The sequence below is a fragment of the Novosphingobium terrae genome (genome assembly GCF_017163935.1).
Lineage (GTDB): Bacteria > Pseudomonadota > Alphaproteobacteria > Sphingomonadales > Sphingomonadaceae > Novosphingobium > Novosphingobium terrae.
This window is the reverse complement of the sequence record NZ_JABVZR010000001.1, coordinates 4,012,388-4,027,291: the sequence shown is the minus strand read 5'-3', so window position 1 is coordinate 4,027,291 and position 14,904 is coordinate 4,012,388. Positions and strand designations below refer to the sequence as shown.

Sequence of the window (14,904 nt, the reverse complement as noted above, 5' to 3'; positions counted from 1 at the left end):
TCAGCGCGCCTCTCTTGTGGCAGGCGGTACGAAGCTGGCGTCATGCCCGGCAAGGATCGAGATCAGAAAGCCTCCCAAAGCGGTTTGTACCCCCACTGAGCCGATAGAAAGCGCCATCACCAAAGGCAGCACCGAGGGCAGCGCCAGAAAGCCTCCACCCTGCCAGCGGATGCCGATCTCGCCCAGCCATAGCCCGGCGAGCAGGATCAGCGCCAGCGAGGCCATCAGCGTGTGTTCCAGCGTCAGGATGGCGCTCCAGCGGTCGAAACCGGGGCGCAGGCGGCGATACCCGCTGCGCACGCCGTAAAAATGGGTCGCCACCGCCATCAGGCCGGAGAAATGGCCCAGAGTCAGCAGGAAACCGGCCAGAATGGTCCAGCTGGCGCCGAAAGGGCCGTCTCCGGGGAGCAGATGCAGATCGTGAAGCCCGGCCACGCTGAAGATCAGCGCGGCGGCCAGCATCGCCAGCAATGCGGGCACGCCAAAGACCCATGTCGGGCTGAGCATCAGCAGATAGCGCAAGTGCCGCCAGCCGTCGCGCCACGGGCGCAGATGCGGGGCGCGGTCACGCAGATCGGGGCCGAGGGTGGCGGGCACCTGCTCGATGCGCTGGCCCAGCAGGGTGGATTTGATCACCATCTCGCTGGCGAATTCCATGCCCGTGGAGGACAGGCGGCAGGCGAGGAAAGCCTGTTTGGTGATGGCGCGGATGCCGCAATGGGCGTCATCGATGCCGGCGCGGAAGAAGAGATTCAGCACACCGGTCAGGATGGGATTGCCGATGTAGCGATTCTTCCAGGGCATGGCGCCCTTGGCGATGCCCCCGGCAAAGCGGCTGCCCATGCAGAGGTCCGCGCCCGCCACCAGCCGCCCGATCATCGCCACGCCATCAAGGAAATTGTAGCTGCCGTCCGCATCGGCCATCAGCAGATAGCGGCCATAGCCGCCCTCACACCCGCCGATCAGCGCCGCGCCATAGCCGCGCCGGGGCACCGGCACCACGCGGGCGCCTTGCGATTGCGCATAGGCCTGACTGCCATCGGTGGAGCCATTGTCGGCGATCAGCACTTCGCTGGTCAGGCCGTATTTGGCGTGAATCGCCTCTGCCGCCGCGCGCGCATTGGCGAGGCAATGCGGCAGCGATTCAATCTCGTTGAGGCAGGGCATGATGATCGAGACATCCGGCTGTATCGCCGGGGCGGCCTGATCAGTCTGGCTGGCTGTTATGGTCTCGCTCAAACCCGGCTTGCTCCCCATGGGGCGCGTGGCCGGGCTGGTTTTACCATCCCCTGTCTTGCCCCATGGCCTGCCTAACAGGCACAAAGCGGCAAGAACAGAGGATGTTAGGCGAGTTTACCCCGCGTTTCGCCCGTTCAGGCGAATTCCTCGGTTTCGATGGTGCGCTGGGTCACGGCATCATAGCGCCCGCCCGCCACCGTCTGCTGGTTGATCAGCGCGTCCACCTTGGCGGCAAGATCGGCATCGGGGCGCCAATCCGCGCGGGTAACATTCTCTTCCAGATGGGCGATGCTGGTGGTGCCGGGGATAACATGGACATGCTCCCCGCGTGACAGCACCCAGCCCAGCGAAAGTTGCGCGGGAGTCACACCGGCTTCCTCGGCCAGCACGTTGAAGGCATCGACCAGCGCCAGATTCTTCGGCCAGTTGAAGGCGGAGAAACGCGGCATGGGGCGGCGAATGTCCTTTTCCGCCAGCAGAGCGGGATCGCGCAGCCCATTGGCCAGCACGCCGCGCGCCACCGGCGAGAACGCCACCAGCGCGGTGCCGAGGCGCTTGGTGGCCTCCAGCACGGCGATTTCGACATTGCGCGTCCAGGGCGAATATTCGGTCTGCATCGCGGCGATGGGATGGGTGGCGGCCGCCTTTTCCAGCGTCTGCGCACTCATTTCCGACAGGCCGATAGCGCCGATCTTCCCCTCGGCGATCAGATCCGCCATCGCGCCGACCGACTCCTCGATGGGCACGGTGAAATCGCGGCGGTGCATGTAATAGAGGTCGATATGATCGACCTCCAGCGCGGTCAGGCTCTTCTCGACCTCGGCGCGGATGGTCTCCGGCTTGCAGTCGATGCGGCGACCGGCATCATCGACGATGATGCCCATCTTGCTGGCCAGATAGACCTTGTCACGCTTGCCCTTCAGCGCCTGCCCGACAAGGATCTCGTTACGGCCCAGCCCATAGAGCCGGGCCGTATCGAGGTGGCGGTATCCCAGATCGATTGCGCGGTGGAGCAGCGCGATGCCCTCCTCCGTCGAGGGCGGCAGGCCATAGGCCCATGACAGGCACATGCAACCCAGCCCGATGGGAGGCAACGACGTGCCCCCCAGATTCCGTTCAACCGCCACAGCTTGCATCATGACCAACCGTCCTGCTCTTCCAGACTGGCTGCCAGTTCGCCCAGCACGCGATAGCAGTCAAGCACGCCGGCCACCGAGCTGTTGGGCTCACGCCCTTCGGTGATGGCGGCGATGAATTCGCGGTCCTGCAGCTCGATGCCGTTCATCGAGACGGCCACGCCCGACACATCGACAGGCTCTTCCTTGCCGTTCACCAGATCGTCGTAACGGGCGATGTAGGTGCCGGTGTCGCCGATGTAGCGGAAGAAGGTGCCCAGCGGACCGTCATTGTTGAACGACAGCGCCAGAGTCAGGATCTGGCCCTTGTCGGTCTTGAGCTGGATCGACTGGTCGAGCGAGATGCCCAGCTCGGGGTGCTTGGGCCCCTGCAGGATGTTGGCCTTCACCACCTTGGCGCCGGTCATATACTGGAAGATATCGACCGAATGGGCGGCGTGGTGCCACAGCAGATGATCGGTCCAGCTGCGCGGCTCGCCCTTGGCGTTGATGTTCTTGCGGCGGAAGAAGAAGGTTTCCACGTCCATCGCCAGCACGTTGAACTCGCCCGCGTCGATCTTGTTCTTCACCCACTGATGGCTGGGGTTGAAGCGGCGGGTGTGGCCCACCATGCAGACCTTGCCGGTTTCCTGCTGCACGCGCAGCACTTCCTGAGCATCCGCCCAGCTGTCGGCGACGGGGATTTCCACCTGCACATGCTTGCCCGCCTTCATGGCGGCAATCGCCTGCGCGGCATGCATCTGGGTGGGGGTGGCGAGGATCACCGCGTCGATATCGTCGCGCTTCAGCACCTCGTCATAGGCATCGCTGGCCTCGGCGATGCCGAACTTGTCGGCCACCTTCTGAGCGCTTTCCAGCGAGTTGGAGACCACCACCGCAACCTCGGCGTGGGGAATGTTCTTCAGGCCATCGATATGCTTTTCACCGAAAGCACCGGCGCCAACGACTGCGATTCTCATGGGAGCAATCCTCAGGTAACAGGTTCAAGAACGATATGGCCCACAGCGGTGTTGCTGCAGGGCACGTGATAATGGCGGTGCAGAAGACGGGTTTCGGCCCCCAGCGCGCCGCGCATGATGAGCCACATCACCATCTCGATCCCCTCGCTGCCGGTTTCCCGCAGATATTCGATATGGGGGATGGTGCGGTTCTTGTCGGAAGTGCCGATCAGACCGTCCATGAACTGGTTGTCCCAGTCGGCGTTGATCAAGCCGGCGCGCGGACCCTGAAGCTGGTGGCTCATGCCGCCCGTGCCCCAGATCTGCACGTTGAGATCTTCCGGATAGCTTTCCACGGCGCGCTTGATCGCCTCGCCCAGCAGCCAGCAGCGGTTGCCGGTGGGGACGGGATAGGTGACGACATTGACCGCCAGAGGAATGACCTTGACCGGCCATGCCTCGGGCTGACCGAACATCATGGACAGCGGCACGGTCAGGCCGTGATCGACATCCATCTCGTTGATGATGGTCATGTCGAACTCATCGAGGATCAGGCTCTGCGCGATGTGCCAGCCCAGATCGGGTTCGCCGATCACATCGGGCACCTCGCGCGGGCCCCAGCCCTCATCGGCGGGCTTGTAACGCTCGCCCGTGCCGATGGCGAAGGTGGGGATGATGTTGGCATCGAAGGCCGAGGCATGGTCGTTGTAGACCAGAATGATCACATCGGGCTTCTCGCCCTTGATCCACTCCTTGGTCCACTCATAGCCCGAAAAGATCGGGGTGAAATACTCATCCGTGGTTTTGCCCTGATCGACCGCCACACCCAGCAGAGGGATATGGCTGGAGCCGACACCGGCGGTAATCCGCGCCATCTTAATAGCCTCCTTTGATGGATCGCACGCCTTCAGGCGAGCGCCCACCGGCATCCATCATCGCCTTATATTCGGTCACGCTCATGCCGGTCATGGTGGAGACCGCCTGCAGGAAGCTGAGACCATCGGTCGAGAAGACCTTGGCGAGGAAATAGATGTTCCCGCCCAGATCGAGCAGGTGGTTGTAATCGCGGTCGAGCAGCGCCTGCTTGGCTTCGTCCGAAATCTGCCATTCGTCGAGATAGGCTTTTTCGTCCGCGCGCCAGCGGGCACGGTTCTCTTCCTTCATCAGGCTCATCGCGAACTGGTTGATCCAGTAGCCCTTGCGGGCGCGCGCGGCGGTGTAGACGCGCGTGCCGGGGATATCCTCCAGCTCTTCCAGATATTCCGCGATGTCGTCCTGATTGCCGACCGGGCCGATGGTGCCCTTGATCTCAGACATGGCCCATGGCCTTCAGCTTGGCATCCAGACGCGGGAAAACGCGGCGGGCATTGCCTTCGAAAATGGCATGACGCTGCTCGTCGGTGACGGGCAGAGCGTCGATATAACGCTTCGTGTCATCGAAATACTGGCCGGTGGTGGGGTCGATGCCGCGCACCGCGCCGACCATTTCGCTGCCGAACAGGATGTTCTTGGTCTCGATCACTTCGTTCAGCAGGTTGATGCCCGGCTGATGGTAGACGCAGGTGTCGAAGAACACATTGTTCATCAGATGCCCGTCCAGAGCGGGCTTCTTGAGCATATCGGCCAGACCGCGATAGCGCCCCCAGTGATAGGGCACCGCGCCGCCGCCATGCGGGATGATGAAGCGCAGATTGGGGAAGCGCGCAAAGAGATCGCCTTCCAGCAGCTGCATGAAAGCGATGGTGTCCGCCGCGATGTAGAAGGCGCCGGTGGCATGCTGCGCCGGGTTGCAGCTGCCCGAGACGTGGATCATCGCGGGCACGTCCAGCTCGCTCATCGCCTCATACATGGGGAACCAGTATTCGTGCGTGAGCGGCGGGCTGGTGAAGTGGCCGCCGCCCGGATCGGGGTTGAGGTTGCAGCCGATAAAGCCCAGCTCCTCAACGCAGCGGCGCAGCTCCTTGATCGAGACCGACAGATCGCTCTGCGGGTTCTGCGGCAGCTGGCAGACGCCGGTGAAGGTCTCGGGGAACAGCTCCACCACGCGGGCGATCAGATTGTTGCAATGGATCGACCAGCTTTCGCTGACCTGCTGATCGCCGACATGATGCGCCATGGTGGAGGCGCGCGGCGAAAAGATCGTGTGATCCGCCTTGCGCTCCTTGATGAGGCGCAGCTGGTTCTTCTCGATCGTCTCGCGGATCTCGTCGTCGCTGATGGCGGGATAGGCGGGTGCCGCCTCGCCAGCCTTGAAAGCAGCCTTCTGCGCGTCGCGCCATGCGGTATGGGCGTCAGGCGCTGTGGTGTAATGCCCGTGGCAGTCGATCACCAAAGTCACGTTGCTATCCTTCCCTTCGAAATTTGTGCGGTTTCGGTGAGCGATGCTCAACCGGATTCAGATCAAACGGTCTTTCCGCCCGGCCATCTCGCGCTGGCGGGCGACGGTGCCGCTGGTCATCAGCGGCTCGATGCCGAGTCCTTCGAGAGTCTTGGCCGACTCTTCCATTTCGGCGGCGCGGCGCGCGCCGTGAGTCACCATGCGCTCGATGTTGTAGGCGGCCTTTTCGGCCCAGGGCCTGGGCTTCTCGCTGGCGTCGAGCGAGGCGATAACCTCGTCCACCACGCCTGCCTTCTGGGCGGCCATCATCATCTCGGCGGTTAGCGCTTCCACGCCCTTGACCATCACCGAGCGGATCATCTTGATCGCGCTGGCACGGCCCACCTCGTCACCCACCACGCGAATGTTGCGGAAACCGGCGCGGGCCAGCAGCTTTGCGGCATCCTGCGCCGCCGCGCCGCTCAGCAGCAGCGGCACATCGAGCTTGGCCGGATTCACCGGCGCCAGAATCGCCATATCGACATAGATGCCGCCCGCCTTCTCGATGGCCTCGGCGGCGGCGCGCTTGGTGCCGGGTGCCACCGAATTGCCGTCGCACCAGATCGAGCCCTTGGGCAGCAGCGGCGCGGAGGCCACGGCGGCAGGCAGCGCCTCATCGGCGGTGACGAGGCACAGCACCAGATCGGCGCCGGTCAGCACGGCCTTGGCCTCACCCGTGCCCAGCCCCAGCGTCTGGGCCTGAGCCAGTCGCTCGGACTTCAGATCGCAGGCCCCCGCGTTGAGTTCATTGCCCGCGCGCCATCCGGCAGCACTGGCAAAGGTCTCCCCCGCCTCGCCAAAGCCGATCAGGGCGAGCGATAGGGGCAGCGAGGTGGCGGGGTTGAGCGTCATGCCGCCGGACCTGCCCCTGATCGCGCAAAACAGCCAATCGGAACTGCCCGCTGGTTATAAGATCATGCTAATCCTGTTGCGGATCGCGATCCTGATGAGATTGCGTAAGCTGATGCAGTTGCTCGATAAAATCGACCTGAACCTGTGTGGGAACCCATGAAGCGCGCGTTGTGACGCCAATCATGCGCGCCAGCCCCGGCGGCGCGGCACACAGCGTGGTGAGCCATCCCGCCTCCAGCTCCACCGAAACCTGATCGGGAGACAGCAGCGTGAGGCAATCGCTTTCGATCAGCAATTGGCGGATGGTCATCACCGATCCGGCCTCCACCAGCACCTGCGGCTGATCGAGCCCGGCGCGGGTGAACATCTGCTCCCACGCATCGCGCAAAGGCGCGCCCTTGGCGGCGATGATCCATGGCCATTGCGCCAGATCCTGCAGGCTGGGCGCCTGCCCCGCCAGCGGATGTTCGCGCCGCCCCAGCACCACCGGATGGTCGAGGAACAGCTCCGTCTGCACCAGATCGGGCTCCATCAGCGGCTGGCGCAGCGCGCCGATCATCAGATCGATGGCGCCGTTGCGCAAGGGCTCGACCAGTTCCGCGCGCGATCCCTCCACAATGCGCAGCCGCACCTGCGGGTGCCGTCGCACAAAGCGAGTCACGGCCGCCGGCAGCACCCGCGCCCGCGACAGCGGCATCGCCCCCACCGCCAGACTGCGCTGCTCGTCACCTTTCAGCGAGGCGAGTTCGGCCAGCGCCGTCTCCAGCTCGATCCGCCCGAGTCGCAGCGAGCGCGCCATCGCCCGCCCCGCCTCGGTCAGCATGATCGCCTTGCCGCGCCGCGCCACCAGCTGCCGCCGCATCGAGAGCGACAGATCATTCACCGCGCGATGCAGCGAGGGCAGCGACAGCCCGGTAATCTGCGCCGCCCCCACGTAAGACCCGGCATCGGCCAGCGCCAGCATCGCCCGCAACCGCGACATGGTGACATGCGGCGAGCCGATATGATCCAACGCCGCGCGAAATCGCGGCACCAGCAGACGCGCCGCCTCGGTCTCCACCATGCCGTTGTGCCGCCGCTCGAACAGCGGCAGGCCGAGTTGGTCCTCCATCCGTCCTAAGGCCTGTGTTATGGCCGGTTGGGTCAGACTCACCGCCTCGGCGGCCGCGATCATCGTGCCAAGTTCCGAAATCCGCGTGATGGCGGCCAGATGCCTCAGGTTGAAATCCCAGATCTCCATCGCACCATCTTAGCGAAATCTAATAGCCGCGCCAGACTTCCGCTTTCCCTGATGACCGCCAAAGGCCCATCCCACGCGCCAAACAGATCAGAGGAGAACCCCCATGGGTGTCGTCGTCCAGAATATCCTCCGCGCCGATCCGGAAGTGATCGACGGCCTTGCCAAATGCGGCGTGGCCACCGTCCATGAGGCGCAGGGCCGCACCGGGCTTTTGGCGGCCTATATGCGCCCCATCTACGCCGGTGCGCGCATCGCGGGCAGCGCCGTAACGATCAGCGCCGCCCCTGGCGACAACTGGATGGTCCATGTCGCCATCGAGCAGTTGAAGGAAGGTGACGTGTTGCTCCTCGCTCCCACTTCGCCTTGCGAGGACGGCTATTTTGGCGATCTGCTGGCCACCAGCGCTCAGGCCCGCGGCTGCCGCGGCCTCATCATCGACGCGGGCGTGCGCGACGTGCGCGATCTGACCGAGATGAACTTCCCCGTGTGGTCCAAGGCCGTCTCGGCGCAGGGCACGGTGAAGAACACGCTGGGCTCGGTGAACGTGCCGGTGGTCTGCGCCAATGCCGCCGTGCAGCCGGGCGACGTGATCGTGGCCGATGACGACGGCGTGGTGGTCGTGCCGCGCGAGAAGGCCGCCGAGGTTCTGGCCGCCGCTCAGGCACGTGAGGCCAACGAAGGCGAGAAGCGCGAGAAGCTGGCTTCCGGTATTCTGGGTCTCGACATGTACAAGATGCGGGAGCGTCTCGAAAAGGAAGGCCTGAAGTATATTTAAGGGATGAAAGCAGGGGGCGTTACGCCCCCTGCACCCCCGTTACGTCTCCCGACACGGATGAAGCGCCAAGCCAGATGGCTGCGCAAACGTCCCACCGCCGGAGGCTTTCATGCCTGCGGCGCTGCAAAGTCAGCGCAAGGCCGAACCCGTGGCGCGAGGCAGACATTAAAGGGAGCGCGAGGGTTATGACCCTCGCATCTTCACTTCCTTCTTGACCGAATAATCTGAGAGGACACCCCATCATGACCACCGGATTTTCCGCCCCCTGCCTTTGGATGCGCGGCGGCACGTCGAAGGGCGGTTTCTTCCTGAAGAGCGACCTCCCCGCCGACACAGCCGAGCGCGACGCCTTCTTGCTAGGCGTGATGGGCAGCCCCGATGAGCGCCAGATCGATGGCATGGGCGGCGCCGATCCGTTGACCAGCAAGGTGGCGGTCGTCAGCAAGTCGGATCGTGAGGGGATCGATGTCGATTACCTGTTCCTGCAGGTGTTCGTCGATCAGGCGATTGTGACGGATGCGCAGAACTGCGGCAACATTCTGGCGGGCATCGGGCCCTTCGCCATCGAGCGCGGGTTGATCCCGGCCACAGGCGATGAAACCCGCGTGGCGATCTTCATGGAGAACACGGGCCAAGTTGCGGTGGCAACGGTGCAGACGCCGGGTGGGGTTGTGACCTACAATGGTGACGCGAGGATCGATGGCGTGCCGGGCTCGCATGCGCCCATTCCGCTGGAGTTTCGCGATACCGCCGGTTCGTCTTGCGGGGCGCTGCTGCCCAGCGGGAATGCGGTGGACGTGGTCAATGGTGTGCCGGTCACGCTGATCGACAATGGCATGCCCTGCGTGGTGATGAAGGCGCAAGATGTCGGCATCACGGGTTATGAAGACCGCGAGAGTCTCGACGCCAACACCGAGCTGAAAGCCAAGATCGAGGCGATCCGTCTGGCTGTGGGCGAAACCATGAATCTGGGCGATGTGAAGGAAAAGTCCGTCCCCAAGATGATGCTGGTGGCCCCGCCCAAGAACGGCGGCGCGGTTACCGTGCGCAGCTTTATCCCGCATCGCGCGCATGCCACGATCGGCGTGCTGGGTGCGGTCAGCGTCGCCACGGCCTGCCTGATTCCGGGTTCGCCCGCCGCCGAGGTGGCGGAGATCCCCGAGGGCAACCGCAAGACGCTCTCTGTCGAGCATCCCACCGGCGAGATGAGCTGCGTGCTGGAACTGGACGACAAGGGGCAGGTCGCCACCGCCGCCCTGCTGCGCACCGCGCGCAAGCTGATGGATGGAACCGTTTTCGGCTGAGACACGCCAAGGGAGAGTTTCAATGACTGACCGTATCACCTCGTGGCACAGCGCCCCGTCCAAGCCCAGCTTCACCCCGCCCCCCGGCGCGGTGGACGCCCATTGCCACGTCTTCGGCCCGATGGCGGACTTCCCCTTCAGCCCCAAGGCCAAGTATCTGCCCGAGGATGCCGGCCCGGACATGCTTTTCGCCTTGCGCGATCACCTCGGCTTCTCGCGCAATGTGATCGTGCAGGCCAGCTGCCATGGCACCGACAATGCCGCGACTCTGAACGGCATCGCGCTGTCCGGCGGCAAGGCGCGCGGTGTGGCCGTGGTCGATCCCGATATCTCGGCTGAGGAACTGGCCGACCTGCACGCCAAGGGCATGCGCGGCGTGCGCTTCAACTTCCTCAAGCGCCTCGTCGACAACGCCCCCAAGGACAAGTTCCTCGATCTCGCCGCCCGCCTGCCCGAAGGCTGGCATGTGGTGATCTATTTCGAGGCCGACATCCTCGAAGAGCTGCGCCCCTTCATCGCCGCCATCCCCGTCCCCGTGGTGGTGGACCATATGGGTCGCCCCGACGTTTCGCAGGGCCCCGATGGTGAGGATTTGAAAGCCTTCCGCCGCCTGCTGGAAAGCCGCGACGACATCTGGTTCAAGCCCACCTGCCCGGATCGCCTCGACGCGAGCGGCGACCCGTGGAACGACTTTGCCGCCGCCATCGCGCCTCTGGTCGCAGACTATCAGGACCGCGTGATCTGGGGCACTGACTGGCCGCATCCCAACATGGAAAAGAACATTCCCGATGACGGGCATATCGTGGACATGATCCCCCGCATCGCGCCCACGGCAGAGCTGCAGCAGAAGCTGTTGGTGACCAATCCTATGCGGCTGTATTGGCCGGAAGAATTGTAAGAAAGGAAAATGCGAGGGGGTTACCCCCTCGCGCTCCCATGAATGTCAGCCTTGCGCCACGGGTTCGGCCATGGAGCGAGGCCCGCAGCGCCGCAGGCATAAAAGCCTCCGGCGGTGGGACGTTCGCGCTGTGATCTGGCTTGGCGTTTCATCCGTGTCGGAAGACGTCACGGGGGTGCAGGGGGTGTAACACCCCCTGCTTCAATCCCTTAAAAACCTTCAGGAAGATTTGGTGCGGACGGCGGGACTCGAACCCGCACGAGCAAGGCTCAGAAGATTTTAAGTCTCCGGCGTCTACCATTCCGCCACGTCCGCGCGCTGTTGCCTGTGGCAGATCGCGCCAGACGGAGCAAGAGCCCTGAAACCAGCGCGAATCAGCCCTCGACGTTCAGGCGCGCGCGCATTTCCTTGCCGGGCTTGAAGAAGGGCACGCGCTTGCCGGGCACGTCCACCGATTCGCCGGTGCGCGGATTGCGGCCCTTGCGGGGTTCGCGCTCACGCGAGGAAAAGGCGCCGAAGCCGCGCAGTTCAACGCGGCCGCCTTCGGCCAGGCGCTGAGCGATTTCATCGAAGAACACATCGACCACGCGCTCGACATCATCGGCCCGCAGTTCCGGGTTCGCCTTGGACAGAGCCTGAAGCAATTCCGATCGGATCATTGAACTTCCCCCAACCCGTATAAAGCACCCGATGCCTCCGCCGGTCCCACTTCCGGCCGGCGGCATCATTCCATCAGTGCAATGCATATAAGTGACATAAGTTGCGGAACAGTCAAGAGTTCCTGCCAATCCGGAAATGGGACAGGCCCATTTTTTGCAGCAGATTCTCAGCCCGGCTGCTTCGCCAGCAACTCTTGCGCGTCCAGGCCAAGGCGGTCGATGCGCTGGCGGATGGCGGGCCACTCTTCGGTGAGGAACTGGTCGCGCTCGGTCTTGCGCAGGCGGGTTGCCGCATTGGGGGCCACCAGCATGCCCACGCCGCGCTGCACCTCCACCAGACCGTCCAGCTGGAACTGCTGGTAAGCCTTGGCCACGGTGAGCGGATTGGCGCCCTGCTCGGCTGCCAGCGCCCGCACCGAGGGGAGCAATGTCCCTTCCGGATAGGTGCCATCGATGATGGCTGCGGCGATCATATCGCGCAGCTTGAGATAGACGGGTTTGGGTGATGCGACCATGGTGCATCAGTGCCATAATACAGCCTCTCACGCAAGCATTCCTGCGGGATTTGGACCTTGGTCGTAATGCAATCGGGCGCTTTTCGCACCCGATCTGACGTTTCATTACGACATCGCTTTTTACGAAAATCCGGTTCCCACTTTTTTGCCCGATGCTCTAAGCCTGCCGCGATGAGAGATGCTTCGAACACCGCCCCACGCCAATGGATGGGGCACCCCGCGCAGCTTGCCCGCCTGTTCTCGATCGAGATGTGGGAGCGTTTCGGCTTCTACGGCATGCGGGCGCTGCTAACCCTTTATCTCACCAAGCATTTCGTGCTGGGCGATCACGCCTCGACCGGGATCTATGGCGGCTATACCGCGCTGGTTTACCTCACGCCACTGGCGGGCGGTCTGGTGGCGGACCAGTTTCTGGGCTCGAAACGCTCGGTGAAATTCGGCGCGCTGGTGATGGCGGCGGGCTATTTCACGCTGGCCTTTGGTGGCCATGCGGCCAAACCCTGGGTCGAATTCGACGGCGCGCGCCACGAGGTGGTGATCGAACATTTCCGCGATGGCCCCACCAGCGGCGCGGATGAACGCCGCGTGGTGATCGTGAATGGAAGCCCCGAGCAGATTCGCGGCAATGACGATGGCAGCATCGACCTGCTGGCCGCTGACGGCCATGTCGCCCGCCATCTGGCCCCCGGCGCGCTGAAGGAAGGCGCCGTGCGCGAAGGCTGGCGCGTGGCCCTGATGCTGATGGCGCTCTCCGCCGTGGCGGTGGGCAATGGCTTCTTCAAACCCAACATCTCGACCATGGTCGGCGCGCTGTACGAACAGGGCGACCGCCGCCGCGACGCCGGTTTCACCATCTTCTACATGGGCATCAACCTCGGCTCGATGATCGGGCAGACGGTGGCGCCATGGCTGGCCGACGCCTATGGCTGGCCCGCCGGTTTCGGCTCGGCGGGCGCGGTGATGCTGCTGGCCTGGGCGATGCTGCGTTTCGATGGCGGGCGTCTGGCCGGCTATGGCGAAACCCCGCAGCGCGAGGGTGGTGATCGCGCCTGGACGATCTATGCGCTGGCCGTGCTGGCGATCCCGCTGTTCTACCTGCTCTTCGTCAATTTGATGGACACGCCCGAGCCAGTCGCGGGCGCGGGCCTGGCCGGTTATCTGCTGGGCCTGCCGCTGATGGGCAAGTTTCTCTGCGGCACCTTCGCGATTGCCCTGCCCGCGATCCTGATCTGGTCATGGCGGGTGGGCAGCCGCAAGGAATTCCAGATGATGGTGGCCGCCATGGTGCTGATCACCTTCAACACCGTGTTCTGGAGCCTGTTCGAGCAGGCCGGTTCCTCCCTCACCCTCTTTGCCGACCGCAACACCGATCTCACCCTCTGGGGCAGCCTGAGGATGTCCGCGCCGCAGACGCAGCAGTTCAACTCGGTGGCGATCATCCTGCTGGCGCCGGTGATGGGCGCGCTGTGGAGCGTGCTGGGCCGCAAGGGGTGGGAGCCCTCGATTCCCGTGAAATTCGCGCTGGGCCTGATCGGCGTGGGCGCGGGCTTCCTGTTTCTGGTGCTGGGCGCGCAATTCGTGGGGCCCAGCTTCAAGGTGGGGCTGATCTGGCTGGCCGGGCTCTATGTGATCCATTCGATCGCCGAGCTGTGCCTCTCGCCCGTGGGACTTTCCATGATCACCAAGCTGGCCATCCCGCGTGTGGTCGGCCTGATGATGGGCACATGGTATCTCTCCATGGCGCTGGGTGAGTATGGCGCGGGCCTGCTGGCGCAGCTGGCGACGGTGAAGACCGTGGGCGGCGAGGTGACCAACCTCAAGCTCAGCCTTGAAACCTATATCGCCACCTACCGCCAGATCGGCTGGTCGTCGGTGGCTGTGGGCGTGGTGCTGCTGGCGATTGCGCCGCTGCTCAAGCGCCTGATGCACGGCGTGCGCTGAAGGGTTTGACGGCAGCCTCAGGCGGTGAGAGATTGGCACGGTTCCAGCCATGGAGCCTGCCATGACCTTGCCGCCAAGCGCCCATCCCATCGGTTTCGTCTTCAGCACCAATCCCCAAGCGTTGAAATCCTTCTACGCCGATGTGCTGGGGCTGCCGCTGACGGGGGAAGATGATTTCGCCATCGCCTTCGATCTGGGGCAAGGCGCGATGCTGCGCCTGACCAACCTGCCCAGCCACAAGCCCGAGCCCCACACGGCCTTCGGATGGAGCGTGGCAGACATCCGCGCCACCATCCTCGCGCTGAAAGCCAAGGGTGTGGCGTTCAAGACCTATGACGGCTTCGGTCAGGACTCAGATGGCGTCTGGACGGCCCCGGATGGCCAAACCATGGTCGCATGGTTCCCCGACCCCGAAGGCAATCTGCTCAGCCTGACTCAATTCTGAAGGATTATTCTGCTCCGGCGGTGCAATCGGCGCACATGCCGCGCAGCTCCACCACCGGGCGCACATCGGCAAAGCCTGCCGCCTTGGCTGCTTCGACCAGAGCGCCGGTCAGCTTGTCGTCATCGATATGTACGGCCTTGCCGCAGACTTCGCAGATCAGGAAGATGCAGTCATGGCGGCAGCCCGGATGCGGGTTGGCGATATAGGCATTCGCGCTTTCCACCCGCCGCGCCAGATTGGTCCGCACGAAGAGGTCCAGAATGCGATAGACGCTGTTGGCCGCCACACGCTTGCCGCGCAGCTTCGACACCGCCTCGGCAATGTCATAGGCCGAGGCCGGTTTGCCCTCGCTGGCCAGCGCATCATACACATCGCCGCGCATGTCGGTCCATTGCTCGCCCGCCAGCTCCAGAGCAGCGCGGGCGGCGTGGACAAGGCCGTCGCCAGAGAGTTCGTGATGGTGGTGATGTGCGGACATAAGGGTGTTGTAGCCGGGTTAAGAGGAAGAAGAAAGATGCGAGGGGGTTACCCCCTCGCGCTCCCATAACGTCTTCCGGCGAAAGGATGGTGGCACCCTATCGGCGT

The 14,904-nt window shown here is 64.0% G+C and carries 16 protein-coding genes and 1 tRNA gene; 5 read left to right on the top strand and 12 right to left on the bottom strand.

The window, feature by feature from the left end:
* The 8 genes from HGK27_RS17920 to HGK27_RS17885 all read right to left on the bottom strand — a co-directional run bounded on the left by HGK27_RS17920 (position 1) and on the right by HGK27_RS17885 (position 7,782).
* Positions 1-1,239: a glycosyltransferase family 2 protein gene (locus HGK27_RS17920; protein ID WP_241127283.1), complete on the bottom strand. Its 1,239-nt coding sequence runs from the start codon at positions 1,237-1,239 to the stop codon at positions 1-3.
* Positions 1,240-1,373: 134 nt separating this feature from the next.
* Entirely contained in the window at positions 1,374-2,378 is a 1,005-nt protein-coding gene (locus HGK27_RS17915; RefSeq protein WP_241127282.1) for an aldo/keto reductase, read from the bottom strand.
* Positions 2,375-3,334 (bottom strand): Gfo/Idh/MocA family oxidoreductase, encoded by a 960-nt coding sequence (locus HGK27_RS17910; RefSeq protein WP_206242355.1) that lies wholly within the window; start codon positions 3,332-3,334, stop codon positions 2,375-2,377. Before HGK27_RS17910 ends, HGK27_RS17915 begins: the two co-directional genes overlap by 4 nt.
* Before the next feature lie 11 nt (positions 3,335-3,345).
* Positions 3,346-4,188 (bottom strand): class III extradiol dioxygenase subunit beta, encoded by an 843-nt coding sequence (locus HGK27_RS17905; protein ID WP_206242354.1) that lies wholly within the window; start codon positions 4,186-4,188, stop codon positions 3,346-3,348.
* Position 4,189: 1 nt separating this feature from the next.
* Positions 4,190-4,630, bottom strand: coding sequence for a protocatechuate 4,5-dioxygenase subunit alpha (gene ligA, locus HGK27_RS17900; RefSeq protein ID WP_206242352.1), 441 nt, complete (start codon positions 4,628-4,630; stop codon positions 4,190-4,192).
* Positions 4,623-5,651, bottom strand: a complete 1,029-nt coding sequence (locus tag HGK27_RS17895; protein ID WP_206242350.1) for an amidohydrolase family protein — start codon at positions 5,649-5,651, stop codon at positions 4,623-4,625. The genes ligA and HGK27_RS17895 overlap by 8 nt, the downstream gene beginning before the upstream one ends.
* Positions 5,652-5,708: 57 nt before the next feature.
* Positions 5,709-6,542: an NAD(P)-dependent oxidoreductase gene (locus tag HGK27_RS17890; RefSeq protein WP_241127281.1), complete on the bottom strand. Its 834-nt coding sequence runs from the start codon at positions 6,540-6,542 to the stop codon at positions 5,709-5,711.
* Positions 6,543-6,609: 67 nt separating this feature from the next.
* Positions 6,610-7,782, bottom strand: a complete 1,173-nt coding sequence (locus HGK27_RS17885) for a LysR substrate-binding domain-containing protein (protein ID WP_206242348.1) — start codon at positions 7,780-7,782, stop codon at positions 6,610-6,612.
* 103 nt (positions 7,783-7,885) lie between these two features.
* Between HGK27_RS17885 and ligK the strand changes: the two genes are divergently transcribed.
* The 3 genes from ligK to HGK27_RS17870 all read left to right on the top strand — a co-directional run bounded on the left by ligK (position 7,886) and on the right by HGK27_RS17870 (position 10,759).
* Complete coding sequence (gene ligK, locus HGK27_RS17880) at positions 7,886-8,557, top strand: 4-carboxy-4-hydroxy-2-oxoadipate aldolase/oxaloacetate decarboxylase (RefSeq protein ID WP_206242347.1); 672 nt, start codon at positions 7,886-7,888, stop codon at positions 8,555-8,557.
* Between the two features lie 242 nt (positions 8,558-8,799).
* Complete coding sequence (locus HGK27_RS17875; protein ID WP_206242345.1) at positions 8,800-9,861, top strand: 4-oxalomesaconate tautomerase; 1,062 nt, start codon at positions 8,800-8,802, stop codon at positions 9,859-9,861.
* Between the two features lie 22 nt (positions 9,862-9,883).
* Complete coding sequence (locus tag HGK27_RS17870) at positions 9,884-10,759, top strand: amidohydrolase family protein (protein ID WP_206242343.1); 876 nt, start codon at positions 9,884-9,886, stop codon at positions 10,757-10,759.
* Between the two features lie 230 nt (positions 10,760-10,989).
* Here the strand turns inward: HGK27_RS17870 and HGK27_RS17865 are convergent.
* The 3 genes from HGK27_RS17865 to HGK27_RS17855 all read right to left on the bottom strand — a co-directional run bounded on the left by HGK27_RS17865 (position 10,990) and on the right by HGK27_RS17855 (position 11,933).
* Positions 10,990-11,074 (bottom strand) — tRNA-Leu (locus tag HGK27_RS17865).
* Between the two features lie 59 nt (positions 11,075-11,133).
* Positions 11,134-11,418 (bottom strand): integration host factor subunit beta, encoded by a 285-nt coding sequence (locus HGK27_RS17860; protein ID WP_206242342.1) that lies wholly within the window; start codon positions 11,416-11,418, stop codon positions 11,134-11,136.
* Between the two features lie 167 nt (positions 11,419-11,585).
* Entirely contained in the window at positions 11,586-11,933 is a 348-nt protein-coding gene (locus HGK27_RS17855; RefSeq protein WP_206242340.1) for a GntR family transcriptional regulator, read from the bottom strand.
* A 171-nt stretch (positions 11,934-12,104) separates the two neighbouring features.
* Between HGK27_RS17855 and HGK27_RS17850 the strand changes: the two genes are divergently transcribed.
* Complete coding sequence (locus HGK27_RS17850) at positions 12,105-13,874, top strand: peptide MFS transporter (protein WP_206242338.1); 1,770 nt, start codon at positions 12,105-12,107, stop codon at positions 13,872-13,874.
* 61 nt (positions 13,875-13,935) lie between these two features.
* The gene (locus HGK27_RS17845) at positions 13,936-14,319 is read left to right on the top strand and encodes a VOC family protein (protein ID WP_206242337.1); all 384 of its coding nucleotides are present in this window, start codon (positions 13,936-13,938) and stop codon (positions 14,317-14,319) included.
* A 4-nt stretch (positions 14,320-14,323) separates the two neighbouring features.
* Here the strand turns inward: HGK27_RS17845 and HGK27_RS17840 are convergent, their stop codons facing one another.
* Positions 14,324-14,797: a Fur family transcriptional regulator gene (locus HGK27_RS17840; RefSeq protein WP_206242335.1), complete on the bottom strand. Its 474-nt coding sequence runs from the start codon at positions 14,795-14,797 to the stop codon at positions 14,324-14,326.
* Positions 14,798-14,904: the final 107 nt, after the last annotated feature.